The sequence below is a fragment of the Peteryoungia algae genome, assembly GCF_030369675.1.
GTDB lineage: Bacteria > Pseudomonadota > Alphaproteobacteria > Rhizobiales > Rhizobiaceae > Allorhizobium > Allorhizobium algae.
This window is the reverse complement of the sequence record NZ_CP128477.1, coordinates 3,019,988-3,045,165: the sequence shown is the minus strand read 5'-3', so window position 1 is coordinate 3,045,165 and position 25,178 is coordinate 3,019,988. Positions and strand designations below refer to the sequence as shown.

Annotated in this window: 24 protein-coding genes; 4 read left to right on the top strand and 20 right to left on the bottom strand. The window is 61.7% G+C overall.

All coding sequences use genetic code 11. The features are described 5' to 3' along the window. Positions 1-7: 7 nt before the first annotated feature. On the top strand, positions 8-871 hold the full coding sequence (locus tag QTL56_RS14445; protein WP_245137315.1) for an endonuclease/exonuclease/phosphatase family protein: 864 nt from the start codon (positions 8-10) through the stop codon (positions 869-871). Between the two features lie 33 nt (positions 872-904). Here QTL56_RS14445 and QTL56_RS14440 read toward each other — a convergent pair whose 3' ends face one another. The 18 genes from QTL56_RS14440 to phnG form a co-directional block, all read right to left on the bottom strand. Further along, complete coding sequence (locus QTL56_RS14440) at positions 905-1,492, bottom strand: GNAT family N-acetyltransferase (protein ID WP_245137316.1); 588 nt, start codon at positions 1,490-1,492, stop codon at positions 905-907. Then, positions 1,489-2,127 carry a GNAT family N-acetyltransferase gene (locus QTL56_RS14435; RefSeq protein WP_245137317.1) on the bottom strand — a complete coding sequence of 213 codons (639 nt, stop codon included), beginning with the start codon at positions 2,125-2,127 and terminating at the stop codon, positions 1,489-1,491. Before QTL56_RS14435 ends, QTL56_RS14440 begins: the two co-directional genes overlap by 4 nt. Before the next feature lie 126 nt (positions 2,128-2,253). Then, entirely contained in the window at positions 2,254-2,523 is a 270-nt protein-coding gene (rpmA, locus tag QTL56_RS14430; protein ID WP_112239648.1) for a 50S ribosomal protein L27, read from the bottom strand. Positions 2,524-2,559: 36 nt separating this feature from the next. After that, positions 2,560-2,874, bottom strand: a complete 315-nt coding sequence (gene rplU / locus QTL56_RS14425; protein WP_076396955.1) for a 50S ribosomal protein L21 — start codon at positions 2,872-2,874, stop codon at positions 2,560-2,562. 321 nt (positions 2,875-3,195) lie between these two features. Continuing rightward, on the bottom strand, positions 3,196-3,795 hold the full coding sequence (gene phnN, locus QTL56_RS14420) for a phosphonate metabolism protein/1,5-bisphosphokinase (PRPP-forming) PhnN (RefSeq protein ID WP_245137318.1): 600 nt from the start codon (positions 3,793-3,795) through the stop codon (positions 3,196-3,198). Then, on the bottom strand, positions 3,795-4,931 hold the full coding sequence (locus QTL56_RS14415) for an alpha-D-ribose 1-methylphosphonate 5-triphosphate diphosphatase (RefSeq protein WP_245137319.1): 1,137 nt from the start codon (positions 4,929-4,931) through the stop codon (positions 3,795-3,797). Before QTL56_RS14415 ends, phnN begins: the two co-directional genes overlap by 1 nt. A 5-nt stretch (positions 4,932-4,936) precedes the next feature. Beyond that, positions 4,937-5,638, bottom strand: a complete 702-nt coding sequence (locus QTL56_RS14410) for a DUF1045 domain-containing protein (protein WP_245137320.1) — start codon at positions 5,636-5,638, stop codon at positions 4,937-4,939. Positions 5,639-5,688: 50 nt separating this feature from the next. After that, positions 5,689-7,215, bottom strand: coding sequence for a phosphonate ABC transporter, permease protein PhnE (gene phnE, locus QTL56_RS14405; protein ID WP_245137321.1), 1,527 nt, complete (start codon positions 7,213-7,215; stop codon positions 5,689-5,691). A gap of 7 nt (positions 7,216-7,222) precedes the next feature. Continuing rightward, complete coding sequence (gene phnE, locus QTL56_RS14400) at positions 7,223-8,185, bottom strand: phosphonate ABC transporter, permease protein PhnE (protein ID WP_229575204.1); 963 nt, start codon at positions 8,183-8,185, stop codon at positions 7,223-7,225. A gap of 84 nt (positions 8,186-8,269) precedes the next feature. Then, on the bottom strand, positions 8,270-9,175 hold the full coding sequence (gene phnD / locus QTL56_RS14395; protein ID WP_245137322.1) for a phosphonate ABC transporter substrate-binding protein: 906 nt from the start codon (positions 9,173-9,175) through the stop codon (positions 8,270-8,272). Positions 9,176-9,251: 76 nt separating this feature from the next. Then, positions 9,252-10,109, bottom strand: coding sequence for a phosphonate ABC transporter ATP-binding protein (phnC, locus tag QTL56_RS14390; protein WP_245137323.1), 858 nt, complete (start codon positions 10,107-10,109; stop codon positions 9,252-9,254). 121 nt (positions 10,110-10,230) lie between these two features. Continuing rightward, positions 10,231-10,845, bottom strand: coding sequence for a DapH/DapD/GlmU-related protein (locus QTL56_RS14385; RefSeq protein WP_245137324.1), 615 nt, complete (start codon positions 10,843-10,845; stop codon positions 10,231-10,233). Further along, positions 10,842-11,549, bottom strand: a complete 708-nt coding sequence (phnL, locus tag QTL56_RS14380) for a phosphonate C-P lyase system protein PhnL (protein ID WP_245137325.1) — start codon at positions 11,547-11,549, stop codon at positions 10,842-10,844. Before phnL ends, QTL56_RS14385 begins: the two co-directional genes overlap by 4 nt. An 11-nt stretch (positions 11,550-11,560) precedes the next feature. Continuing rightward, positions 11,561-12,337 carry a phosphonate C-P lyase system protein PhnK gene (phnK, locus tag QTL56_RS14375; RefSeq protein WP_229575199.1) on the bottom strand — a complete coding sequence of 259 codons (777 nt, stop codon included), beginning with the start codon at positions 12,335-12,337 and terminating at the stop codon, positions 11,561-11,563. After that, complete coding sequence (locus QTL56_RS14370) at positions 12,334-13,239, bottom strand: alpha-D-ribose 1-methylphosphonate 5-phosphate C-P-lyase PhnJ (protein WP_245137326.1); 906 nt, start codon at positions 13,237-13,239, stop codon at positions 12,334-12,336. Before QTL56_RS14370 ends, phnK begins: the two co-directional genes overlap by 4 nt. Continuing rightward, on the bottom strand, positions 13,236-14,342 hold the full coding sequence (locus QTL56_RS14365) for a carbon-phosphorus lyase complex subunit (RefSeq protein ID WP_245137327.1): 1,107 nt from the start codon (positions 14,340-14,342) through the stop codon (positions 13,236-13,238). The genes QTL56_RS14370 and QTL56_RS14365 overlap by 4 nt, the downstream gene beginning before the upstream one ends. 3 nt (positions 14,343-14,345) lie before the next feature. Beyond that, the gene (gene phnH, locus QTL56_RS14360; RefSeq protein ID WP_245137328.1) at positions 14,346-14,954 is read right to left on the bottom strand and encodes a phosphonate C-P lyase system protein PhnH; all 609 of its coding nucleotides are present in this window, start codon (positions 14,952-14,954) and stop codon (positions 14,346-14,348) included. Further along, positions 14,954-15,424, bottom strand: coding sequence for a phosphonate C-P lyase system protein PhnG (phnG, locus tag QTL56_RS14355; protein ID WP_245137329.1), 471 nt, complete (start codon positions 15,422-15,424; stop codon positions 14,954-14,956). The genes phnH and phnG overlap by 1 nt, the downstream gene beginning before the upstream one ends. A 102-nt stretch (positions 15,425-15,526) precedes the next feature. Here phnG and phnF point away from each other — a divergent pair, with 102 nt between their 5' ends. Further along, positions 15,527-16,246 (top strand): phosphonate metabolism transcriptional regulator PhnF, encoded by a 720-nt coding sequence (gene phnF, locus QTL56_RS14350; RefSeq protein ID WP_245137330.1) that lies wholly within the window; start codon positions 15,527-15,529, stop codon positions 16,244-16,246. A 38-nt stretch (positions 16,247-16,284) separates the two neighbouring features. On the opposite strand, the gene QTL56_RS14345 is transcribed toward phnF, so the two are convergent. After that, positions 16,285-20,532: a hypothetical protein gene (locus QTL56_RS14345; RefSeq protein ID WP_245137331.1), complete on the bottom strand. Its 4,248-nt coding sequence runs from the start codon at positions 20,530-20,532 to the stop codon at positions 16,285-16,287. Between the two features lie 397 nt (positions 20,533-20,929). Here QTL56_RS14345 and QTL56_RS14340 point away from each other — a divergent pair, with 397 nt between their 5' ends. Beyond that, entirely contained in the window at positions 20,930-23,635 is a 2,706-nt protein-coding gene (locus QTL56_RS14340; RefSeq protein WP_245137332.1) for a cation-transporting P-type ATPase, read from the top strand. Positions 23,636-23,650: 15 nt separating this feature from the next. Here QTL56_RS14340 and QTL56_RS14335 read toward each other — a convergent pair whose 3' ends face one another. After that, entirely contained in the window at positions 23,651-24,331 is a 681-nt protein-coding gene (locus QTL56_RS14335) for a GntR family transcriptional regulator (RefSeq protein WP_229575191.1), read from the bottom strand. Positions 24,332-24,487: 156 nt separating this feature from the next. Between QTL56_RS14335 and QTL56_RS14330 the strand changes: the two genes are divergently transcribed. Then, positions 24,488-25,174 carry a type 1 glutamine amidotransferase gene (locus QTL56_RS14330; RefSeq protein ID WP_229575190.1) on the top strand — a complete coding sequence of 229 codons (687 nt, stop codon included), beginning with the start codon at positions 24,488-24,490 and terminating at the stop codon, positions 25,172-25,174. Positions 25,175-25,178 lie beyond the last annotated feature (4 nt).

The window sequence follows — 25,178 nt, the reverse complement described above, 5'->3', positions numbered from 1 at the left end:
GAGTATCGTGAAGTTCGTGAGCTACAACATCCAGTATGGCATCGGGCAGGACGGGCGTTTCGACCCTGCGCGCATCGCCGAGAGCATGCGCGACGCCGACGTGATCGCCCTGCAAGAGGTCACCCGTGGCTATAGTCGGAATGACTACGCCGATCTGGTGGAGATCATGTCCGCGCTCTTTCCCGACTATTTCGCAGCCTTTGGTCCGGCCTGCGACGTCCTGGTGGACCACCAGATCGTCGACGGTCGCCTCCGCGAGCGGCGTTTTCAGTTCGGCAACATGGTGCTGTCGCGCTATCCGATCCGCGCCAGCCGGAACCTGCTTCTGCCGCGCAAACGAACTTTCGACAAACTCAATCTGCAGCGCGGGGCGCTCGAGACGGTCATCGATGCGCCGGGCGGTGCCTTGCGTGTCTATTCCGTTCACCTCGATCATGTCTCTCCGGACGAGCGGCTGGCGCAGATCGACTTTCTCAAGGACCGTGCCTGCCATTACGTGGACGAGGGTGGCCCATTGACCGGGGCTATCGAATTCGCGATCTCCGATCTGCCGGTGCCTGCGGACTTCCTCATCATGGGTGATTTCAACATGGAGCCGGAAAGCCCCGAATACATCGCCATGGTCGGTCGCAACGACGCCTATTACGGGCGCGCGCCGAGGGCCGGCTATCCGACGGATGCCGAGGCGCATTTGAGGTCCCGCCCATCGGACGGCTACAGCTGGATCAGCGAGGATCAATCGCGTCGCATGCATTTGGACTATTGTTTCGTCAGTGGAGGCCTCGTCCATCGTTTGAAGGCCTGCCGGGTGGACAATTCCGCACGCGGCTCAGACCATTTTCCAGTCTGGGTCGAAATCGCGGAAACTTGAGCTCCGGGCGGCAAGCGCCCGGAGCATTGTCGGCTATGCTTTGCGCCGGCGCGCTGCAAAGTCTGCCTGCGAGAGCCGTGACTCCACCAGAGGTGACATGGCATTGCGTGCCCTGGAGAAGACATCCCGGACACCTGATATCCGAAAGCCCCGCGCTTCCAGCAGGCGAAGCGATGCCGGATTGTCGGCGAAGGCGCCACCGAGGATGTCGGCCTGCGGCATGCGCTGGAAGAAGCGCTCCAGTGCTGCTTCGACCGCTTCCGTCATCAGGCCACGGCCCCAGTAGAAGCGGTTCAGCCAGTAACCGATGTGCCAGAGGCCGTGCCGGAGCTCCAGGGAGGCGACGCCAACATGCACGCCGTCGAGCGTGATGGCGAAATGCCAGTCGGGCTTCAACCCTGACGTCACCATGTTCAGCCAGTCACGGCCGTCTTCCCGATCATAGGTTGCCGGCACGCGCGTCAACATGCGGACGACGCTGAAATCGCTGAGCGATGCAGCGATCGCATCCGCATCCTGCATCCGATGGGGACGCAGGACGAGGCGCTCCGTTTCGATGACCGGGCAGGGGCCAGGTATTGCCGGCTTGAACGCCGGCCTTTCCGCCAGCATCGCGCTCATCGCATGTCTCCCCAGCTCTTCAGCGACAGCCAGGTCTTGCGGTCGAGCCGGTACCACTCGACGGGAACGGTGCCGCCCATGGCGAGGTTGCCGACCATGCCGGTGCCCTGGAACTGAAAGCCGGACTTCTGGATGACGCGACGCGAGGCGATGTTGGTCACCCGGCATCGCGCATCGATCCGGCCCACCCATTCGCGGGTGCGGAATACCATGTCGATCAGCGCATGGGCCGCTTCGGTGGCATACCCCTTGTTCCAGTAGGGTTCACCCAGCCAATACCCCAATTCCAGTGTTGTATCGTCAACAGGATTGGGCTCCATCGCGCAGCAACCGAGGAACTCGCCATTGTCCGCTTTCGTGATGGCATAGACGCACTTGCCGATCTCGCCGATATTCGTGCGTCGCACGAAGTCGGCCGCGTCTTTCGCCGTGTAGGGATGCGGCATGCGCGCCACCATGGTGGCAATCGCGGCGTTGTTGGCGAGATGGGCAAGGGCGTCGATGTCTTCGATGTGGGGTGCGCGCAGGACGAGCCTTTGCGACAACAAGACGGGGCAATCGCTCCTTGGCCGATCAGGCCTTGGCTGTTCTTCGGGCGACCGTGATTGGTCATCCCTCAACATTAAACTTTGCATGGTTCAGTCTCCTTCGTTGGACAAGAAAAAAGGGGAGATGGCGCCCCATCTCCCCTTTTGTCTGAACTGAACCTGATGCGGTCAGCCGGGTCGATGAGACGCCGGCTGTTTTAGAGCGCTACCGGCTTATTCCGCTGCTTCGGCTTTCGGCATTACAGACACGAAGACTCGACCGTTCGACTTCGTACGGTAGTCCACATTGCCGGCCGTAAGTGCAAAGATGGTATGGTCCTTGCCCATGCCGACGTTCGCGCCCGGATGCCACTGGGTGCCGCGCTGACGCACGATGATGTTGCCCGGAATGACGACTTCGCCACCGAACTTCTTCACGCCGAGGCGCTTGGAATTGGAATCGCGACCGTTGCGCGAGGAACCGCCAGCTTTTTTGTGTGCCATGGGAGTTCTCCTTTAAACCTTGTTCTTAGACGCGCTTCAGGCAGCGACGATGTCGGTGATACGCACCACGGTGTGGTGCTGACGATGGCCGCGCGAACGCTTGGAGTTCTGGCGACGACGCTTCTTGAAGGCGATGACCTTCTTGCCGCGCATCTGCTCGACAACTTCGGCCGTGACCTTGGCGCCAGCCACGAAGGGCGCGCCAATGGTCGCTGTCTCGCCTTCGCCGACGATCAGAATCTCGGTGAATTCGATGGTTGCACCAGCTTCGGCTTCCAGCTTTTCGATGGTCAGCACGTCGTTGGCATTAACGCGGTACTGCTTACCGCCGGTCTTGATGACTGCGAACATTTTTTATCCTTTCATGTTCGTTCCGGCTCTCCACTTGCGAGGGGCCGTCTTTTTGCCAGTCGGAGGAGCGGAACCTTCGTTCCGCCGGTTCAGCTTCGCGTTTCGCGAAGAACACAAGGCGCAGTTCGCCCACGCTTTTAGTCGAGCGTCGCATACGTGAGGCGCCCCACTGAGTCAAGATGAAAGCGGGAAAATCTGACGCATTCATTGCAGCATGGGCGATGGGTTGCCGCAGAGAGACACATCGCGGCATCAAATGCTGACCGAGATACCTCCCAGAACATGGTGCGTTACGGTGCTTTCCGGGGGGTAAATCCAACCCTATCGCTTGTGGAGCAGTCCCTCGATGAGCGTCACAAGCTCTTTGGCGGCAAGGTCGAGCTCGCCGCTGTTGTCGATGGTGACGATATGCAGATGCGGCGATAGAGGCTCGGATGGTCGTGCAAGGCGCGCCTCGATGTCGGCGGCAGTCTCGCGTCCACGTGAGGCGAGGCGCTTGGCCAGGATCTCCGGGCGTGCGGTGACATTGACCACCACGAGGTGGGCGAATGCCGCGTGGAAGGCGTCGAGCGCCGAGCGGGATCCATTGGCGATGACGACATGGCCAGCGGCGAGATCGTCGTAGACGTCGGCGGGGATACCATAGCCGAGGCCGTGGGCCTGCCAGCTCACCGCGAAGGCTCCGGATTTCAAGAGATCCTGGAAAGCGTCTGATGTGACGGCGTGATGGTCTTCGCCAACGGCGTCCTCGGCACGGGTGATCACGCGGCGAACGAAGCGCAGGTCGTCTCTTCCGGCGAAACGGTGCCGGGCGATATCCATCAGGCTGTCCTTGCCGACACCACTCGGGCCAACGACGGCGATCAGGGTGCCGCTTGCCGCCTTCGTCTCTGGCGCAACATCGTTTGCCACTTGCGTCATCAGGCCACCCGCCGCCCTTCCCGCCAGACGGCACGAACGACAGGAACGCCGTGGTCGCGGCGGACACGGACGAGGTCGGCCCGCAGACCGGATTCGATGCGACCCCGATCAGACAGGCTGACGGTCCGGGCCGGCGTGGCCGTGACCATGGCAATCGCCTGCGGCAGGGAGATGCCATCGATCTCGTCGGCCAGAACGAAGCTGGCATGCAGCAGGCTGAGTGGCACGTAGTCGGATGAGAGAACGTCCAGCAGGCCGCGCTTGGCGAGATCGCGCGCGGCGATGTTGCCGGAATGGGACTTGCCGCGCACCACGTTGGGCGCACCCATGAGCACGCTCATGCCGGACTTGTGCGAGGCTTCGGCGGCCTCGAAACTGGTCGGGAACTCCGCAAGCTTCACTCCGTGGCCCCTCGCTTCCTCGACATGGGCGAGTGTGGCGTCGTCATGGCTCGCGACCGTAATGCCACGCTCCGCACAGGCCTTGGCCAGAGCGTTGCGATGAACTGTCGAGTAGCGCTCCGAAAGCGAAAGACGGCTCTCGACGAAGCGGGCGAACTGTTCGTCTGTCAGGCCGCGCTTGGTCTTGTAGTAGAGCGTGTACTGCTCCATCGTCTGGAACTGGCGCTGGCCCGGCGAATGATCCATGAGCGAGACGAGACGCACATGCGGGTCTTTTTCGAAGTCGGCGAAGTGCTCGATCACATTGTCGGAGGCGACCTCGCAACGCAGGTGGATCAGATGCTCCGCCCTCAAGCGGTCGTCCCGTTCGGCGGCCTGGATAGCGTCTGCCATGTCGCGCATCTCGCCCTTGTCGAAACCGCCGTCTTCGTCTGAGCCCATGCGCAGGCAATCGAAGACGGTGGTGATGCCTGACGTGACGATCTGGGCGTCATGCGCCTGGATGGCCGATGTCATGTGCCAGCGCACGCCCGGACGGGGCGAGTAGTGCGATTCCAGATGGTCGGTGTGCAGTTCGACGAGGCCCGGGATCAGGTAGTCGCCGCCGAAGTCCTCGCCGCTGCTGCTCGTGCCTTCATCGATTGCGGCGATCTTGCCGTCGCGAACGAGGACACTGCCATCGACGATGCGGTCTTCAAGCACGATACGGGCGTTGGAAAAAATCTGTTCGGACATAAGGGTCAGCCGTTCGGTTGGATGGCTGTCAGCGGCAGCCGTGAATGGACCAGGAAAGGTGCGCCGCGCTCGGCCTCGACGAAGAGTGCAAGTCCGTCGATCCGCAGAGGGCGACCAATGAAGTCGGCGAAGCGGTCATTGAGGACGCTGGCCATGTCGGATGCCTTGGCCTTCGGAACGGGCCCGGTCAGCGTCATGTGAAAACGGAACTCATCGAAAACATAAGGATATCCCCAGCGCATGAGGTTCTCGCGCTGGCGTGACGGCAGGCTGTCGGGTTTCCGTCGCTCGATATCAGCCTCCGACAGCGGTGCGCGGAAGGGCTCGAAGACTTCGACGACGCTGGCTGCGAAATTCTGCAGCGGCGGGTGCGGCCGATCCGGGACCAGGGCGAAGAATGGCCCGAGTTGGCCGACGACCACGGCGGGGAGCTCGAACGCTGCCGTTCTCTCCGCAAAGGCGGCAAACGCGACCAGAAGATCGTCTTCGCTCATGCCTTCCGCCAGGTGAAAGGGGGCTTTCAGTGTTGCGTGAAAGCCGTATCGCCGGGGATCGGCGGTCAGTGCATCAAGTTCTTCCGCCGCAAATTCCCTCTCGACGCTTCTCGGATGCGCCCCGCCGGTGAATGCATCGCGCCCCAGCCATTCCGCTGCCGCTCGGCTGAGCGGCGATTCGGCAGAAGGGACGAAATAAAGAGCGTATCGCAAGGGCATGTCTTTCTATCTGCGGTGCGGGACGTGCTCCCGCACCGTGCAAGTCAGTGGCGGCTCTTGCCCATCAGGCGGGAGCGCAGGCTATTGGAGATGGCGTCGAATAGAAACACCACGATCAGGATCAGCAGAACCATATAGGCGACGTTCTCCCAGTCGGAATTGGTACGCATGGCTTCCCAGAGCTTGAGGCCAATGCCGCCTGCGCCGACAGCACCGATGATGGTGGCCGACCGCGTGTTCGATTCCCAGAAATAGAGGGCCTGTGAGGCGAAAACCGGCATGACCTGTGGCAATACACCGAAGCGCTGTACGGCCGCTGACGGGGCCCCGACCGATTTCACGCCTTCGCGCTGCTTGTCGTCGATGTTCTCCAGCGCCTCGGAATAGAGTTTGCCGAGCGTGCCGGTGTCCGTGACGAAAATTGCGGAAATGCCGGCCAGTGGCCCGGGGCCGAAGGCGCGGGTGAAGAACAGGGCCCAGATCAGCATGTCTACCGAGCGGACGAAGTCGAAGAAGCGCTTCGTGATCTGATTGACCGGGCGGTTGCGAGTGATGTTGCGGGCGGCAACAAAGGAAAGGGGGAAGGCGATCAGCGAAGCCAGCAGCGTTCCCATGAAAGCCATGACGATGGTCTGGAGCAGCTTCGTCCAGACGTCGAGATGCTGCCAGGAGGCGTTGTAGAGGATGTTGTTCCAGGCAAGCGCCAGATTGCTCATCTTGGGGTCGATACGTTCTCCGGACGAGATCGACTGCCAGACTTCAGCGGAAGAGAGGCCGAAGAAGGGCGAGTTGGTATCGAAGATGAAGTTTTCCCAGCCAAAGAAGCGCTTGCGAACACGGATCCGATCGGACGAGATGTCGAGCCAGCCGGCCGATCCGAAAAAGGCGATCACGCGGCCGCCTTCAAGGCGTTGTTCCACCCAGTCGGGGTGGTCTTCGTCGATCGTCACGGTGTCCCTCTCGGGATCCAGCAGCAGGGTTACATATTCGTCGCCACGGACCAGCATGACACGCTCGCCTGTGATATCGATCCGGGCGTTTCCGGAGAGCGTTATCCGGGCTTCCGTGATCACCTCTTCGGTGGTCACTTGAGGCGTAGGGGCTGCTGCATCGGCTCCGCCCGTGGCGATGGATCCCTGTGGAGACGGAGGAGCCATGAAGCTGAAGGAGGAGCTGGGCTTCGGAGTTGCGGAAGCCGGGGCAGCTGCGGCCGGCGGTGCAGGTTCGGTCCGCGTGATCGTCTCGCGCGTCGTTTCGATCCAGTCGGGCTTCGGATTTGGACCGATCGGATCGAAGCGGGGATACGTGATGGTCAGTGCACGGTCGCGATCGATCTCGAATTCGGGGCGGACCTCGTAGGAGACCCAATCGGCGAGATAGTTTCCGGCTATGCCCCAATTGGCTTCGGTCAGCGTCTTGCCGATGGCAAAGAACCACCAGCAGAACAGGAAGTAAAAGCTGAGGACCCCTATCGAAAAGGGGATCCGATAGCGTTGCCAGAGGCTGCGCTCCAGCACCTGCGGGTAGCGCTCGGCCAGACGGTTCAGTTCGGCGGTGTTGATCATGGACATCGAAACCTCACGTAACCGACTGGAAGGCCTGCTCGCCGACGAGCTTGCGGCGCAGCCAGGCCGAGAATTGGTCGACGGCGATGACTGTCGACAGAAGGAGAAGGATGATGGCGAGGGTCTTTGCTTCGTGGCCCTGGCCGATCGAAAGACGGAGTGCTTCGCCGATGCCGCCGCCGCCGACAGCGCCGATGATTGTCGAGGCGCGTACGTTGATCTCCAGACGCAGCAGGAAATAGCTCATGAAATTCGGCATGACCTGGGGCGTGATCGCGAACCAGACGCGCTCGAACCAGTTCGCGCCGACCGCTCGCAGGCCTTCGTCCGGCCGCATGTCGGCGTTCTCGATGACTTCGAAGAACATCTTGCCGAGCGCACCGATGGTGTGAACCGTGACTGCGATGATGGCCGGGATCGGGCCGAGTGACAGGATGGCCAGGAAGAAGCCGGCAATGACCACTTCGGGAAAGGCGCGCAGGATTTCCATGACACGACGCACCGGCCAGCGGATCCAGGTGTTCGGCATGGTGTTCCTTGCCGCGAGGAAGGCAAAGGCATAGCCGAAGATCATCGCAATCACGGTGGACAGAAGCGCGATGTTCACCGTCTCGAGCATCTTGTGAAAATATTCGGGGATGTAGAGGCTCTCGGTAACGTAGAACCGCCCTTCCGGGTAATTGTACTTGAGACTGCCATCATCATAGGGAGACGGCAGGTCGAACAGGGCGCGCCAGATCTCCCATCCGTCACGAGGGGCGAGGTCGCCGATGAAATCGAAGAGATAAGGCAGCCTGTCAAAAAACTTGCCGGCATTCGTATCGTTTGCGAACCAGAGCGAACCTGTCACGGCTAGCAACAGAATGACGGCGCCGAGGCCTGTGTAGATACGCCGCTTCGCCGCGAGTTCCTGCCAATGGCGTTCTACGACCGCGCCGCGTTCGCTCAAGGGGGGCTGTGTCGCCGTCATGGCCATCGCCGCAAATTCCTCTGGGAAAGGCTTCAAGGAAAGACCGCCGGCGGTGGATCCGACCGGCGGTCTCATTGGTCTCGTCAGCGATCAGCCGCCGATGGTCGCCTTACGGGCGTCGATGATCGGCTTGTAGAAATCGACGTTGACCTCGGTGAAGCCAGCGAAATCTCCGCCCTGGATGGCCGAGAAGCAGGCCGGGTCGGACTTCGGCAGATCCAACATGAACTGCTTGAACTTGGTTTTCATGTCCTCGTTCATCGAGGTGCGGACAACGACCGGGCCGTTCGGGATCAGCGGGGATTTCCAGACTTCGACGAGGTCATCCATGTTCAGGATGCCCTTGTCGACCATCTTGCGCAGGTTGCCGGAGGAGTAGCCATCCTTGAACTCGCCAACGCCAGAGCCCCAGGTCGTGCCAGCGTCGAAGGTGCCCTTGACGACTTCGAGAACCAGGTTTTCATGGCCGCCGCCGAAACCGGTCGAAGCGACGACCTGATCAACCGGAGCGCCGAGAGCTTCCGGCAGGGTCACGAGCGGGACGAGGTAGCCAGAGGTGGAGTCCGGGTCGGCATAACCCAGCTTCTTGCCCTTTATGTCTTCGATCTTGGTGATGCCAGAATCCTTGCGGGCAACCATGATCGAGTAGTAGCCACTGGAACCGTCGGTCTGGACGGTGGTCAGGATCGGCTCGACGGCGTCGGCCTTGGCGAGATAGACCTTGGCGAAGGCCGAGGCGCCGAGTTCGGCATAGTCGAGCGTGCCACCGAGCAGGCCCTGAACGACGCCGTCGTAGTCGGCGGCCGGGAAGAGCGAAACCTTTTCGACGCCAAGGACCGACGGCAGCTTTTCGGTCATGCACTGGAAATTACGCAGGCGGTCGGCTTCGTTTTCGCCGCCGAGGATACCGATGCGGAATTCCTTGAGATCTTCGGCGTGAACGCCAGAAGCCAGAGCAACGAGAGCGGCCGTAGCGAGCAGGGTCTTCTTCAACATGAGTGCATCTCCTGTTTTATAGGATGGGAATGTCTTGACTTCTTGCCCTTGTCGCAGGGCCTGCGATCGTCGTGGCTCAGGCCTCGGCAACTGCGAGAGGGCGAAGGCCAGCGGATGGGGTCTTGCGCAACTCGTTGTCCTGATGCGCAATGTTGATGCTCGTCGAGGTCATGGTCTCGTCGATGCCGGCGCCATGTTTGTCGGCGCCGTAGATTTCATGCACGGCTTCGGCCGTGAGTTCGTTCGGGGAGCCGTCGAAGACGACGCGGCCACGGGCCATGCCGATGATGCGCTCGCAGTAATTGCGTGCGGTATCGAGCGTGTGCAGGTTGGTGATGACAGTGATGCCTTCGCGCTCGTTGATGTCGCGCAGCGCGTCCATCACGATCTTTGCGTTGAGGGGATCGAGCGAGGCGATCGGCTCGTCGGCAAGGATCATCTTTGGCGACTGCATAAGGGCGCGGGCAATTGCGACGCGTTGCTGCTGGCCACCGGACAGCGTGCCGGCTGCCTGCAGGGCGGTTTGCTCGATACCAAGGCGTTCCAGGGCGGCGATCGCCATCAGACGCTCTTCGCGGGTGAAAACACTGAGGATCGAAAGCGCGGTCGACCGATGGTTCAGGCGACCGAGCAGCACATTGGTCAGCACGTCGAGGCGTGGCACCAGGTTGAACTGCTGGAAGATCATGGCGCAGTCGCGCTGCCAGTTGCGAAGCGCCGTGCCGTGAAGATTGGAGATCTCGAGATCGCCAAACATAATGCTGCCGGAGGTCGGATCGACGAGGCGGTTGATCATGCGCAGCAGCGTCGACTTTCCGGCACCCGAACGTCCGATCACGCCAACCATCTGGCCGGCCGGAATCTCCAGAGTCACCGAGTCCACGGCCTTGTTGGTCCCGAACTGGCGGGTGAGGTTGTCCAGCCTGAAAAGCATCGTCTTTCCTTCGCCGTCATTAATTGCGGTGCTGGGAATGCATTAGCGGTGGCCCGTGAAGCCGGAATGTCAGATTTGTGTAGGATTTGTTAAACCGTATAACCGCTTGAAAATAATGGTATTATCGGTGTTTTTCGATAAAGGTTTCTGTGTCCATGTGACGAAAATCGTCGAGTGCAGCGAACAGCCGGTCATGATCCCAGTCCCACCAGGCGAGTGCCCGCATGCGTTCGGCAACCGGTCCGGGAAACCGTTCGCGGATCAGCTTTGCCGGAACACCGCCGACGATGGTGTAGGGGGCCACATCGCGTGAGACGACGGCACCTGCGCCGACCACCGCGCCGTCACCGACGTTGACGCCGGGGAGAATTGTCGCACCATGGCCGATCCAGACGTCGTGTCCGATCACCACGCGGTTTCCCCGACGCCAGGCGAAGAAGTCGTGATCGTTTTCCGCACCATCAAAATAGTCGGCAGCGCGATAGGTGAAATGATGCAGCGTCGGGCGCCAGGTCGGGTGGTTGGTGGCGTTGATACGTACGGCCGCCGCGATATTGGCGAACTTCCCGACCGTCGCGCACCAGATGGAGCCATCCTGCATGATGTAGGAATAGTCGCCCATCTCCACCTCATCGAGGCGGCAGCGATCGGCGACTTCAGTGTAGCGGCCGAGCGTCGAATTGATGACCCGAGCGGTCTCGTGGACGAGGGGTTCAATCCCGAGCTTTTTCGTCATGCTGCAGCCTTGCGGGGCGAAAACTGCATGACGTCGAGGATCCGGTCAGCAACCGCTTCGCGGACTTCCTCGTCGTGGAAGATGCCGAGCAGGGCAACGCCTGCTTCCTTCTTGGCGCGGATCATCGAGACCACCACGGCACGGTTCGTGGCATCGAGCGAAGCGGTGGGCTCGTCCAGCAACAGCACGGTATGATCGGTGATGAAGCCGCGCGCGATGTTGACGCGCTGCTGCTCTCCGCCAGAGAAGGTAGAGGGGGGCAGCTGCCAGAGATCCTGCGGCAAATTCAGCCGGTCCAGAAGTTCGCTTGCGCGTTCGCGGGCCTCTTCGACTGCGGTGCCGCGTGCGACAAGCGGTTCGGCGACGACATCGAGCGTCGAGACGCGTGGTACGGTGCGCAGGAATTGGCTCACATAGCCGAGTGTACCGCGCCGGACTTCGAGCACCATGCGCGGATCGGCACTCGCGATATCGACGATGCGGCCGCCGTGATTGATCAGGATCTGTCCCTGATCGACGGCATAATTGCCGTAGAGCATCTTCAGGATCGAGCTCTTGCCGATGCCCGAGGGGCCGCCGAGCACGACGCATTCCCCGGCCGCCACCGAGAAAGATACGTTGGAGATCACCGGCAGGACGAGCCCGCCGCGCAGATGCATGATGAAGCTTTTCGCGACTTCCGAAACAATGAGGGGCGTGGCCATGAATATCTCCGTCAGACCTGCAGGATCGAGGATACGAGCAACTGCGTATAGGGTTCGCGGGGGTCGTCGAGGACGCGGTCGGTCAGGCCGTGTTCAATCACATTGCCATCCTTCATGACCATCATCCGATGAGACAGAAGTCGGGCCACGGCGAGATCGTGGGTGACCACGATGGCCGAAAGGCCGAGATCGTTGACGAGGCCGCGGACGAGATCGAGCAGGCGAGCCTGGACCGAGACATCGAGGCCACCGGTCGGCTCGTCCATGAAGACGAGGCGGGGCCCGGTCACGAGATTGCGGGCAATCTGCAGGCGCTGGCGCATGCCGCCGGAGAAGGCGCGCGGCTGGTCGTCGATGCGGTCGATGGAAATCTCCACCCGCTCCAGCCATTCGCTTGCTGTCTGGCGAATCTTTCCATAATGCCGGTCACCGATTGCCATCAGGCGCTCTCCGACATTGGCGCCGGCGGAGACCGTCATGCGCAGTCCGTCGGCAGGGTTCTGGTGCACGAAGCCCCAGTCGGTCCGCATCAGGAAGCGACGTTCGGCTTCACCCATATGGTAGAGCTCGCGATACTGGCCGTCGCGCATATGGTAGTCGACGCTGCCGGTCGTTGGCATGAGCCGGGTCGACAGGCAGTTCAGAAGGGTCGTCTTGCCCGAGCCGCTTTCGCCGACGATGGCCAGCACTTCGCCCGGCCACAGGTCGAAGGATACGTTCGAGCAGCCTATGCGCTTGCCATAGAACTTCGAGAGGTTGCGAACTTTCAGAAGCGGCTGGTCGCTCATTCCGCGGCCTCCTTGGAGAGCTTTGGGTTCTGGGCGAGCATTTCGCCGACATGGCCCTCGGCCTGGCGCGTCTCGCAATGGTCGGTGTCGGAGCAGACGAACATTCGGCCACCCTTGTCGTCGAGCACCACTTCGTCGAGATAGACATTGTGGGCGCCGCAGAGCGCACAGGGCTTGTCGAAGGTCTGGATCTCGAAGGGATGGTCCTCGAAGTCGAGGCTGACGACGTCGGTGAAGGGCGGGACAGCGTAGATGCGCTTCTCGCGGCCAGCGCCGAAGAGTTGCAGGGCTTCCGACATGTGCATCTTGGGATTGTCGAATTTCGGTGTTGGCGAAGGGTCCATGACGTAGCGTCCCTCGACCTTCACCGGATAGGCGTAGGTCGTGGCGATGCGGCCGTGCTTGGCGATGTCCTCGTAGAGCTTCACATGCATGAGCCCGTATTCTTCAAGCGCATGCATCTTGCGCGTCTCGGTCTCACGCGGCTCGAGGAAACGCAGCGGTTCGGGGATCGGGACCTGGTAAACCAGAACCTGACCCTCCTTCAATCTTTCCTCGGGAATGCGGTGGCGTGTCTGGATGATCGTCGCTTCACTCGTCTTTGTGGTCACGGCGACATTTGCGACTTTCTGGAAGAAGGCGCGGATGGAGACGGCGTTCGTCGTGTCGTCGGCGCCCTGGTCGATGACCTTGAGCGTATCGTCGCGTCCGATGATCGAAGCGGTGACCTGCACACCGCCGGTGCCCCAGCCGTAGGGCATCGGCATTTCACGGCTGGCAAACGGCACCTGGTACCCGGGAATGGCAATTGCCTTCAGGATCGCGCGGCGGATCATGCGCTTGGTCTGTTCGTCCAGATAGGCGAAATTGTAAGTGGCGAGTTCGGTAGCCAGCGCGGTCATTCTGCCGCCTCCTTCAGGTCAGTCTGTTCGGTGCGGCTGGCCTCGTGCTTGGCCCGCATCCGGCGGACAAGGTCGAGTTCTGCCTGGAAGTCGACGTAGTGGGGCAGCTTCAGATGTTCGACAAAGCCGGTTGCCTGGACGTTGTCGCAATGGGAGATGACAAATTCTTCGTCCTGGGCAGGCGCGACGACGTCCTCGCCGAATTCCTCCGTCCGGAGCGCCCGATCGACGAGCGACATGGACATGGCCTTTCGCTCACTCTGGCCAAAGACAAGACCATATCCGCGGGTGAACTGGGGCGGCGCCTTGGCCGATCCCTTGAACTGGTTGACCATCTGGCATTCCGTCACCCGGATCTCGCCGAGCGAGACGGCAAAGCCGAGCTCCGGGACGTCGAACTCCACCTCGACGAGCCCCATGCGGATCTCGCCGACAAAGGGATGAGAACGGCCATAGCCGCGTTGTGTCGAATAACCGAGCGCCAGCAGGAAGCCCTCGTCGCCGCGGGCGAGCGCCTGGAGACGCAGGTCGCGTGGCATCGGAAATTCCATCGGTTCACGGGTTATGTCGCCTGCGATGTGATCTTCCGGCATCTCGCCGTCCGGCTCGATCAGGCCTTCGCCGTCGAGAATGTCCGAGACCCGCATGACATGCTCGAGGCCGCCCTCGCGCTGTTCGCCCGTCTCCACGGCATCATCGTCAAGCAGTGAAGGATCCAGCAGGCGATGGGTGTAGTCGAAGGTGGGCCCAAGCAGTTGTCCGCCGGGCAGATCCTTGTAAGTGGCGGAGACACGGCGCTCCACGCGCATGCCGCCTGTTTCGATCGGACGCGAGGTGCCGAAGCGTGGCAGCGTCGTGCGATAGGCGCGCAGAAGGAAGATTGCCTCGATCATGTCGCCGCGCGACTGCTTGAGGGCCAGTGCCGCGAGCGCACAGTCGTAGAGCGACGCTTCGGCCATCACGCGATCAACAGCAAGGCCCAGCTGGGCAACGATCTGGTCGATGGTGACGGATGGCAGCGCCCGATCTCCACGCCGGCGGTCTGCGAGCAGTTTGTGGGCGTTGGCGATGGCCTTTTCGCCACCCTTGACGGCAACATACATGGCTCAGGCCTCCATCTCACGGATCTTGGTGGTGCGCGGAAGGGCTATAAAGCGGTGGCCGCAGCTGAGGATGACATCGACCCCGCGCGGGAAGATTGCGCCATTGTCACTCCATTGCCGCAGGAAGGTTTCCGGCAGGCCTTCCGGTGCGATCATGGCTGTATCGCGGATACCAGGGCCCGTCAGATGCAGCGGTTGGCCATCGTCGAGTGCTGCAACCTCGATCACCAGCGTTGTCGACCGATCCGGATATTCCTGGGTGCCAGGGGAAAACTGCGTGAGCGAAGGAATCGGAGCCCCGGCTTCGACAAAGGCAAACCCGGTTTCGGATTTGTCGCTGGTCAGGCTCGCCCCCGTATGGAAACTGATCCAGGCGGGCAGGGCCGATTTCGCAATGGTCGATGATACCCAGATGGGGGTGTCATGGTCGCAGAGTGTCAGCAGCAGAGCGCCGGCGGCAATGCCAAGCGGTGCGGGTGGCGCGACCGGCACCTGCACGAGGCCGAGGGTCCCGGGCCGGGCCATGGCATCCATGACGGCGCGAAAGATTTCCTGTGCATGTGTTGCGGCATCGGGGAAGCCGCCCTCCAGGGTTTCGGTGTGTTCAAGCATCAGTCTTCTCCGCGAACCATGGTGAAGAAATCGACCTTCGTGGCAGCCGTCTCGGTTTCCAGTCGTTCGGCCTCCGCTGCGAGGCGTGCCTCAAGTGGCGCGAAGAGTGCGGGCTCCAGCATGGCCAGGGCCGCTTCGTCTTGCGCCAGGGCGTCGAGCACGGCCGAGAGGCTCGCTGCCTTCCGGTTCGTGCCGAGGCGATAGCCGTGGCCGATGCGCCCGTCGGCGAGCCGCACGCTTGCCCGGCTCACGGTCGCTTCGCCAAGATTGAAGGGCGCGCCGCCGCCGCCGATGCGACCCTTGACCATCACGAGTCCGGTTTCCGGACCGCGCAGCGTAGTGAAGCCCGGCGCGGGTTCGATCGTCGCGATGGCATCCTGCAGTTCGGCAAGCGTGGCCCTGGCCAGCAGATCGACGATCCGCTTTCGCCTGGCCGGTGCACCGGGTTCGATTTCGTTGGCTCTGTGCATTGTCAGTCCTCGAAATGTCTAGTAATGTAGACAACTATACAAGTTACTTTAGAAGTAGTCGCTGGTCGTGACAAGCTTGTGACAGGGAGCCCAATTCCAGTGATGCAGAGACAGAAGGGCGTTGCCCTGTGGCGCCAGATTTCCGATCGGATCCGCGCCAACATCCTGGCAGGTCTTTATGACAGGACAGGCATGGTGCCGGCCGAAACCGCCTTGGCACAGGAATTCGGGGTCAACCGGCACACGGTGCGGGCGGCGCTAGCCGCCCTGCAGCAGGAGGGGATCGTGCGTGCGGCACAGGGCCGGGGCACCATGATCATCCAGCGCGACAAGTTCGATTTCCCGATCAGCCGGCGTACGCGCTTCACGCAAGGCATCGGGGAGCAGGCGCGCGATCTCAAGGGTATTCTTCTCTCGTCCTCGCGTGAGGTGGCCACGCCGGACCTGATCGAGCGTTTGCAGTTGTCGCAGGGAGATGAGGTCTTGAGACTGGACGGGGTCCGAACAGCGGATGGACGGGCCGTCTCGCGCTCCACGATGTGGTTTCCGGCCGAGCGGTTCGCCGGCATCGACAAGACTTTTGCCGAGACAGGTTCGATCACCCGTGCCCTGTCGGCATGTGGCGTGGATGACTACTTGCGCGACGTGACGGAGATTTCAGCGGTGCATGCCGAGCCGGACGACGTCGCACATCTGGAATTGACGCCGGGTGCAATCGTGCTCGTCACGCACGCGGTGAACACCGATCCGGAGGGGCGTCCCATCCAATTCGCGGTCACCCGTTTCCCGGCAGACCGGGTCCAGTTCACCATTCGAAACTGAGATGAGGCCGGCCTTTTGCCGACCTCATCCCGCAGACATTAAACGGCCTGATAGGCGGCGAGAACCGCCGAGATCTGTTCAGGGCTCAGATTGTTGGACTGGGTCGCGCTGATCGCCCGCAACTGGGCCGGAGTCATGTTCGAGATCTGGCTCACCGTCAGGCCGGGAAGCGCCTGCTGGCTGATTGCCGCGATGTCATCGGTCGAGAAGGTTCTGAAGTTGGTGGCGCCCAGCGCCGTCAACTGCGCCGAATTCAGGCCGGCCACCTGTGCGGCCGTCAGGGCTTCCGCCTGGTCCGCCGAGAAAGCTCCGACCTGTGACACGGTCAAGCCACCGATTGCCTTGGGATCCATGGACGCAATCTGGCTGGTCGACATCCAGTTCAGCTTGTCGGTTCCAAGCGTCGCCAACTGGATGGCGTTCATCGAGCCGATCTGTGCCGTCGTCAGCGCCCCGACCTGATCCTGGGTCATCGCCCGAAGCTGATGATAGGTAAGACCGGCGACTTGCCCCGTGGTCAGGGCTGCGATCTGTTCGGGTTGCAGTGTTGCGAAGACCGCCGGTGCCAGACCGCCGATGGCGCTCGGGGACAATGCCGCAATGTCGGCAGAGGACAAGGTTTCGAGGGCGGCCGGGCTAAAGGCGGCCAGCTGGGTGGCGCTCAGCGCACCGAGCTGGACAGAGGTCATCGCGTCGATCTGGCTTGCCGTCAGTGTGGCGATTTGCGCACTGCTCAGGCCGGCAATGGCCTTCGTGGAAATGGCTGCGATCTGCGTGGCCGACAGGGCCGAAATGGTTCCTGACGAAAGCGAGGCGATCTGGGTTGCCGTGAGGGCGCCAATCTGCGTTGCGGTCATCACGCCGAGCTGGTCCGGCCGCAGTGCATTCAACTGATCGAAGGTCAAGGCGCCGACCTGTGCTGCCGTCAGCACCCCGATCTGCTCCTGGCTCAGGCCGGAAATGTTGGCGGCCGACAAGCCCGAGATCGCGGATGGTGCGATTGCAGCAAGCTCGGCGTTGGAGAGCGTCGCCAGCTGTGCGGACGAGAGTGCACCGATCTGCGTGGCCGTCAGTGCGGCAATCTGGGTCTGGCTGAGACTGTCGATCTGGGTTGTCGACATGGAGGCAATCTGAGCGGTGGTCAGCCCCGGAATAGCCTTGGCGTTCAATGCGGCGATCTTTTCACTCGTGAGGGTGGCCAGGCTGTCGTTTGACAGCGCGGCGACCTGGTTGGCACCCAGGGCGCCAACCTGTGTTGTCGACAGGAGGGTGACCTGTTGTGGTGTGAGGGCGCCGATCTGTGCCGGTGTCAGCGAGGCGATCTGGCTGGCCGTCAATGCGCTGATCTGGTCGGCTCCCAGTGCGGCAATCTGCTGGGTAGTCATGCCCCCGATCCCGGTGGCGCTGAGGGCAGCCAGTTTCGCGGTTGGCAGGCTGGAAAGCTGGGTCGGTGTCAGTGCGGCGACCTGCGCACCGGTCAATGCGCCCATCTGCGCCGTCGTCAACGCTTCGATCTGGTTGGTTGACAACGCGGCGATCTGGTTCGTCGAAAGCGCTGATATCGCGGACGCGCTCAATGCGGCGATCTGCTCCGGCGACATCGCCCCGAGGGAAGCCGTCGTCAGTGCCGCCGCTTGCGTTGCGCCAAATCCGGCCACCTGCTTTGCGCTCAAGGCATCCACCTGGGTCGGTGTCAGGGCGGCGACCTGTTCCGCGCTCATCGCTCCGAGCTGAGCGGGCGTCAAGGCGGCAACCTGGTCGAGGTTCAGCGCAGCAATGGTTTCAGCGTCGAGACTGGCGAATGCGCTCGTATTGATCGCCGCGATCTCTGCCGGCAGAAACGCGAGGATGTCGGACTTGCGCATGGCGCCAAGCTGGGCGGCAGTCAGACCGGAGATCTGGGTCGCCGTCATGGCGTCGATCTGATCCGCCGACATGGCGGCGATCTGATCGGTGCTCAGGGCGGAAATCGTGCGCGCAGAAAGGCCTGCGATCTGCTCACGCGACAGCGATGCTATGTTGCTCGGAGAGAGCGACGCGATCTGGGCGGTCGTGACGGCTTGCAACTGGCTTGCACTCAACGATGCAAGCTGGGTCGGCGTGAAGGCGACGACCTGTTCATTTTTCATGGCGGCGATCTGGCCCGTCGTCAGTCTCGCGATCTGTTCGAGGCTCAGGCTGTCGATCTTGTCGGCGGAGATGGACGAGATGGCGCTCGTCGAAATCGCCGCAATTTCTGCCGGAAGCAATGCTGCCAGCTGGGCTTTGGACAGTGCTCCGATCTGCGGGCCGTTCATTCTCGCGAACTGTGCGGCGGTGAGGCCGTCGATCTGGCTGTCTTCGAGCGCGGTTATCTGCTCTGTCGTCAGTCCCGTGATCGAGGCTGGCGAAAGCGCTGCGATCTGGGACGGTGACCAAGCCTTGACTGCGCTCACAGAAAGCGCGGAAATCTGGGCGGCGGTGAGGGCCGTAATCTGGCCATTCGACATCGCTTCCGTCTGGAAGGCGGTCAATCCGGCGATTTGCTCGGCCTTCAGAGCCTTGATCTGGCTGGTCGTGAGTGCTGCGATCTGGTCCGGACCAAGTGCTGCCATGCGTTCTGCTGTCAGACCAGTGATCGCCTTGGTGCTGATGGCAGCGATCTTCGCCGGGCTCATGGCGTCGATCAACTCTGCCGGCATGGCTTTGATCTGAGCGGCACTCAGGGCTCCGACCTGTGAGGTGCTCAGACCATCCAGCTGATCCATCGACATCGCGCCGATCTGGTCAGCCGTGAGGCCGGCCATGGCTCGGACACTGAGCGCAGCAATCTGCTCGCCCGACAAGCTGGCGATCGCTTCGACCGGCATGGCGGCAATCTGGGTGCCGGTCAGGCCGCGTATCTGCGTCGCAGTAAATCCTGCGATCTGGTCGGGCGTGAAGACTGCTACCTGTGTTGCCTTGAGCGCCGAGATCTGGGTGGTCGACATGGCCGCCAGCTGGTTGAAGCTCAATGACGAGATCTGCGAAGACGTCAGCCCGGTGACCGCCGCTGAACTGAAGGCACCGATCTGGGCGGGCGAAAGGCCAGAAATCTGGGCCGTCGAGAGGCTTGCCACCTGTGTCGCGGTCATGGCGGAGATCTGGGATGTGCTGAGGCTTTTCACCTGATCAACGCTCATCGCAGCAAGTTGCTCGGCATTCAAGCCAGCTACCGTCTTCGGCGTGAGTGCCGCGATCTGGGTCGTCGTGAAACCCGCAACTGTCGCTGGCGGCAGTGCTGTGATCTGGGATGCGCTGAGAGCCCTGACCTGTGTCGCGGTCAGGGCCGACAGCTGATCCTCGCTGAAGGCAGACATCTGCGTCCGGGTCAGCGCCGAAATCTGCGCGCCTGTCAGGCTCGCGACCTGCGTCGGTGACAAGGCCGCAACCTGATCTGTGGAAAGTCCCGAAATGGCGCGCGAATTGATGGCCGAGAGCTGACTGGTCGAGAAGCTGGCGACCTGCTCCACACTCAAGGCCGCAAGTTGCCGGGATGTCAGCGAGGCCATCTGGACTGTCGTCAGTGCCCCGATCTTCTCGTTTCCGAGGGCGGCGATCTGGGTTGTGCTCAGTCCGACGACAGCGCGCGCGCTGATCGCCGTGAATTGCGTCGTGGAGAGTGCTCCGAGCTGATCGGTCGTCAGAGCAGCAACCTGCGTTCCGCTGAGCGCCGCAATCTGCGTGTTCGAGAAGGCTGCGACCTGCTCAGGCGTCAACGCTGCAATCTGGGCGGGGCTCAATGCGGCGATCTGGGTCGATTTCAATGCCGCAATCTGGGTTGTCGAGAGCCCGGCGATCCTTTCCGGCGACTGCCCGCGGAGAGCAGCCGTATTGATGGCTGCCATGTCTTCAGCGGAAAAGGTTGCAAGGTCTTCGGCGCTGAAGGCGCTGAGCTGGGTCGCGGTCAGTCTGGCGATCTGCGCTGGTGTCAGTGCTTCCGACTGCTCCGTGCTCAAGCCGCCGAGCTGGGTCGCCGACATGGCCGCGACCTGGGTGGAGACCAGACTTGAGACATCTTCTGTCGAAAGCGCCGTGATCTGGTCCAGGGTGAGGCCGGTGATCGAACGCGGGGCGATAGCCTTGAGCTGTGACGTCGACAACCCGGCCACCGCTTCGGTTTGCAGCGCGGATATCTGGGACGACGTCAGCGCGTTGACCTGCGAGCTCGAAAGCTGGCTCACCTCCTCGTCAGACCAGGAGTTCACCGTCGAATTGGGGAGCGCCCGGATCTGGGCAGGGCTGAGCAGGGAAATGGGCGACGTCATGTCTATCGGCCTCTTGTTTCAAACGAATGTGCTCAAAAGTATTTCACCGGTTTTCATTCCATCCGATCGAGGCGACGCATCTCAACCTTTTCAGCGTTCCGGCAGAAGGTCTCGCCCGGCAGGCTTGTGGAAGTCACCCGGTTTGACCCGGTTCTAGCCGCCAAGACTTGCCTGAGCCTGTGCTTCCACATCTCCCGGTTGGTTCAACAACAAAAAGCGTGAGGTGCTTTGATGGCGCGGCCGTACTGTAAAATTGTCATAGATCAAGGCGAGGTCCCTATTGGATCGACATGTTCGCTTTGGTCTGCAGCCATATGGTGCAGACAGCTGCAGGTGTTTCGGGCCTGTTCTTCCCATTACCGGATGAGAGATCACGCTTGATCGCAGAGGGTCCCAGATGACAGACAATCTTGAGGAACTGGCAGTGCACGCATTGCCGAAGGACGAAACCCTTCGGATCATCGGTTCGCAAAGCACCGGACTCGAAACGCCAGAGGCGGAGCGCAGACTTGCGGCTCATGGTCCGAACCGCCTGATCGCGGCACCGAGCCGAGGCCCACTGGTGCGCTTTCTTTCTCAGTTTCACAACGTATTGATCTATGTGCTCATCGCCTCGGCCATTGTAACGGCGTTCCTTCAGCACTGGATCGATACCGGCGTTATCATTGCAGTCGTGCTCGGCAACTCGGTTGTCGGCTTCTTGCAGGAGGGGCGCGCCGAGGAGGCGATGAATGCGATTCGCGGTATGCTGGCGCCACGTGCCGCTGTGCTGCGGGACGGCCGTCGGACATCTGTCGATGCTTCGGACCTCGTGCCGGGCGATATCGTCCTGATCGAGGCGGGCGATCGGGTGACGGCGGATATGAGATTGCTGGAGGCGCGTAGCCTCAAGCTCGAAGAGGCCGTCCTGACCGGCGAATCCGTTCCGGTCGACAAATCTACCGACCCGGTTGCAATCGATGCTGCGCTCGGTGATCGCAGTTCCATGCTCTATAGCGGGACACTCGTTGCGGCTGGCACCGGGCGGGGCATTGTGGTCGCAACGGGCATGGCAACAGAAATCGGCAAGATCAGTGGTATGCTGGAAAGGGTCGTAACCCTGTCGACGCCGCTCGTGCGTCAGATGGACATTTTCTCGCGCTGGCTGACGCTCTTTATCCTCATCATTGCGGCACTGTTGCTCGCCTACGGACTCGTGGTCGGTCATCTGCCCTTTGCCGAACTCTTCATGATCATCGTCGGTCTTTCGGTTGCCGCCATTCCTGAGGGCCTGCCAGCCGTGATGACGATCACGCTCGCCGTCGGGGTGCAGGCCATGGCCCGCCGAAACGCGATCGTGCGCCGTCTGCCGGCAATCGAAACGCTCGGCTCGGTGTCGGTAATCTGCACGGACAAGACGGGCACACTGACCCGAAATGAAATGATGGTGGCGAACCTGGTCGCAGCGCGTCACATCTATCGCGTCGACGGTGACAGGTATGCACCCGGCGGCGCAGTCCGTTGGAATGAAGCGGATGCGGATCCGCGTGAACATGCCGTGCTTCTCGCGTTCGCCCGTGCGGCGGGCCTCTGCAATGATGCCGTCCTGCGCTCGGCCGATGGGGCATGGCAGGTCGAAGGTGATCCGATGGAAGGGGCACTGATGGCCCTTGCGGGCAAGATCACCGGGAACGGGGGCGATCCGTTCGCGGTGGGCTGGACGCGTGTCGACGCCATTCCTTTCGATGCGGCGCACCGGTATATGGCTGTGCTTCATCAGGACGAGGAGGGACGAAGGCATGTGCATGTGAAGGGAGCGCCGGAGGCAGTTTTTGCGCTCTGCGCCGCCCAGTGCATGCCGGACGGCCAGACTGCGGCCCTCGACCTGGCCTATTGGGAGACCATGGTGGAAAGCCTCGCAGCCAAGGGACAGCGCGTGCTCGCTGTGGCGGCCGGCGCTCCCTCGGACGACGAGCAGCCGCTGACGCAGGATGAACTCTCCGGCACGTTGACGCTGATCGGTCTCGTCGGTCTCATCGATCCTCCGCGTCCCGAGGCGATCGCTGCCGTTACCGAATGCCACCTGGCCGGGATCCGGGTGAAAATGATCACCGGCGACCATGCTGCAACCGCCCGGGCCATTGCGGGCATGGTCGGGCTGAAGAACAGCGACCTGGTGCTCACCGGAGCAGACATCGACCGCATGGACGACGCGACGCTGGCGCTTGCGGCGATGGAGACCGACATCTTTGCCCGCACTTCGCCGGCGCACAAGTTGCGGCTCGTCACCGCGCTTCAATCACAAGGGTTGACGGTCGCGATGACCGGTGACGGCGTCAACGATGCGCCGGCGCTCAAGCGTGCCGATGCCGGGATCGCCATGGGGGTCAAGGGGAGTGAGGCGGCCAAGGAGGCCGCGGAACTCGTGTTGGCAGATGACAATTTCGCGTCGATTGCCGCTGCCGTGCGTGAGGGAAGAACCGTCTACGACAATATCAAGAAGGTGATCAGTTGGACCTTGCCGACCAATGCCGGTGAAGCCACCACGATCATGATTGCGCTTTTCGTCGGCCTCGCCCTGCCGGTGACCGCTGTGCAAATTCTCTGGATCAATCTCGTCACTGCGATCACGCTCGGCCTCGCCCTCGCCTTCGAGCCATCTGAGGAAGGAACGATGCGGCGGCCGCCGCGCCGGCGCGACGAGCCGCTGCTGACGGGCGAGCTCATCTGGCACGTCGCCCTCGTCTCGCTGCTTTTCGCCGCCGCGGTCTTCGGTGTTTTCTTTTATGCGGTGGATAAGGGGCACTCGATCGAGCTTGCCCGGACGATGGCCATGAACACGCTCGTCGTCATGGAGATCTTCCACGTCTTTTTCATCCGCAATATTTACGGAACCTCGCTCACCTGGCGCGCCGTTCGTGGCACGAAGGTGGTTTGGATTTGCGTGATCTCGGTGACCATTGCCCAGTTTGCCGTCACCTATCTGCCCTTCATGCAGTCGTTGTTCGGGACCGAGAGCGTGCCCCTGCGCGAAGGGTTGCTGATCTTCGCCCTCGGATGGGTCTTCTTTGCCCTGGTCGAGATCGAAAAGCAGATGCGCCTGACGTTGCGGAAGCGTGCTTGAGCCGGCTGGGCTCACTCAGGACGCCGAAGGTGGCGCTTCCTTGCCCAGGAAATGGCGTCCAAGGTGGCCGACACCATCCTGGATGTCGGCCTCGATCGCCGCAGAGAGCGCCTCCGCATCGTCCCTGCGGATTGCAGTCAAGGCTTCGGCGTGGCGGTCTATGCGGTAGCTTTCCTCAAGCTTTGCCGTTGCAAGTCGCATGAACGGGCCAAGACGCAACCAGACCGACTCCATGAGGTCGAGCAGGACGCCGCTTGCACCTGGCTCGTACAAGGTGCGGTGGAAAAGGAAATTGAGTTCTGTCGAACGCAGGAGATCATCTGCACCATAGGCTTCGTCGATCATCGCATCGATCTCCTGCAGGCGCTTCAGCCGGTTGGAATCGATGTGCGGCAAGGCGCGGATTGCCGCGAGTGTTTCGAGCGCCGTGCGGGCGGCGATGATTTCCTCGAACTTCGATAGCGTCATTTCCGGAACGCGGACACGGCGATTGTCGAGATATTCCAGCGCGCCGTCGGCGACGAGGCGGTGCAGGGCCTCGCGAACGGGCATGGCGCTGACTCCCAGATCATCTGCGACGCCGTTGATGGTGATCGGCAGACCGGGGGCAACGGCGCCGCACATGACACGGGCGCGCAGCGTCCGGTAAACCCGCTGCTTCAGCGATTCCTCCACTTTGCGCTCTTCGCTCGCCATGCTCGACGAAATTCTCCTGCCCTTGTCGGTTGCCAAACTTCGGAATTGTTCGATTTGGGCCTTCACCCTCTTGAAATTTGATCAAACTAACATTTGGTATAGTCTGACGGAGTGCAAGAGGAGAAACCCTCTTTTGCCATGCTGCAGGAACATCTCATGACCGCCAAGACCATCGGCATCCTCGTCACCGGCCATTCGCCTGCCGAACTCGCGAGCGAATACGGCAATTACGCCGACATGTTCGCTGCTCTGCTGGGCAAGTTTGACTTCACCTTCAAGCGCTATTTCGTGGTCGATGGCGAATTTCCGGATAGCCCGACCGAAGTCGATGGCTGGCTGCTGACGGGATCGAAATTCGGCGTCTACGAGGACCACGAGTGGATTCGCCGGCTCGAAGATTTCATTCGTCAGGTGCATGCGGCCAAGGTTCCGATGGTCGGCATCTGCTTCGGTCATCAGGTGATGGCGAAGGCGCTCGGTGGCGAGGTGGAAAAATTCAAGGGTGGATGGTCCGCCGGCCCGGTCCGTTACAAGCGGTCCGATACGGGTGAGGAACAAGTCTTGCTCGCCTGGCATCAGGATCAGGTGACCCGCGTGCCGGAGGGCGCCGAGGTCGTCGGCAAGACGGATAGTTGCGAGAATGCGGTCATCCGATATGGCGATTGGGGGCTCTCCTATCAGCCGCATCCAGAGTTTTCACCGCGCTTCTTTGAAGGACTTGCCGAGGCCCGCAAGACGGCCATTCCCGAGACGCTTTTCGAAGACGTGAAAAAGGTCGAGGTCCCGATTGCGACCGACAAGATCGCGCAAGAAATCGGCGAGTTTTTGCGGCGTGACCGCTAAGCCG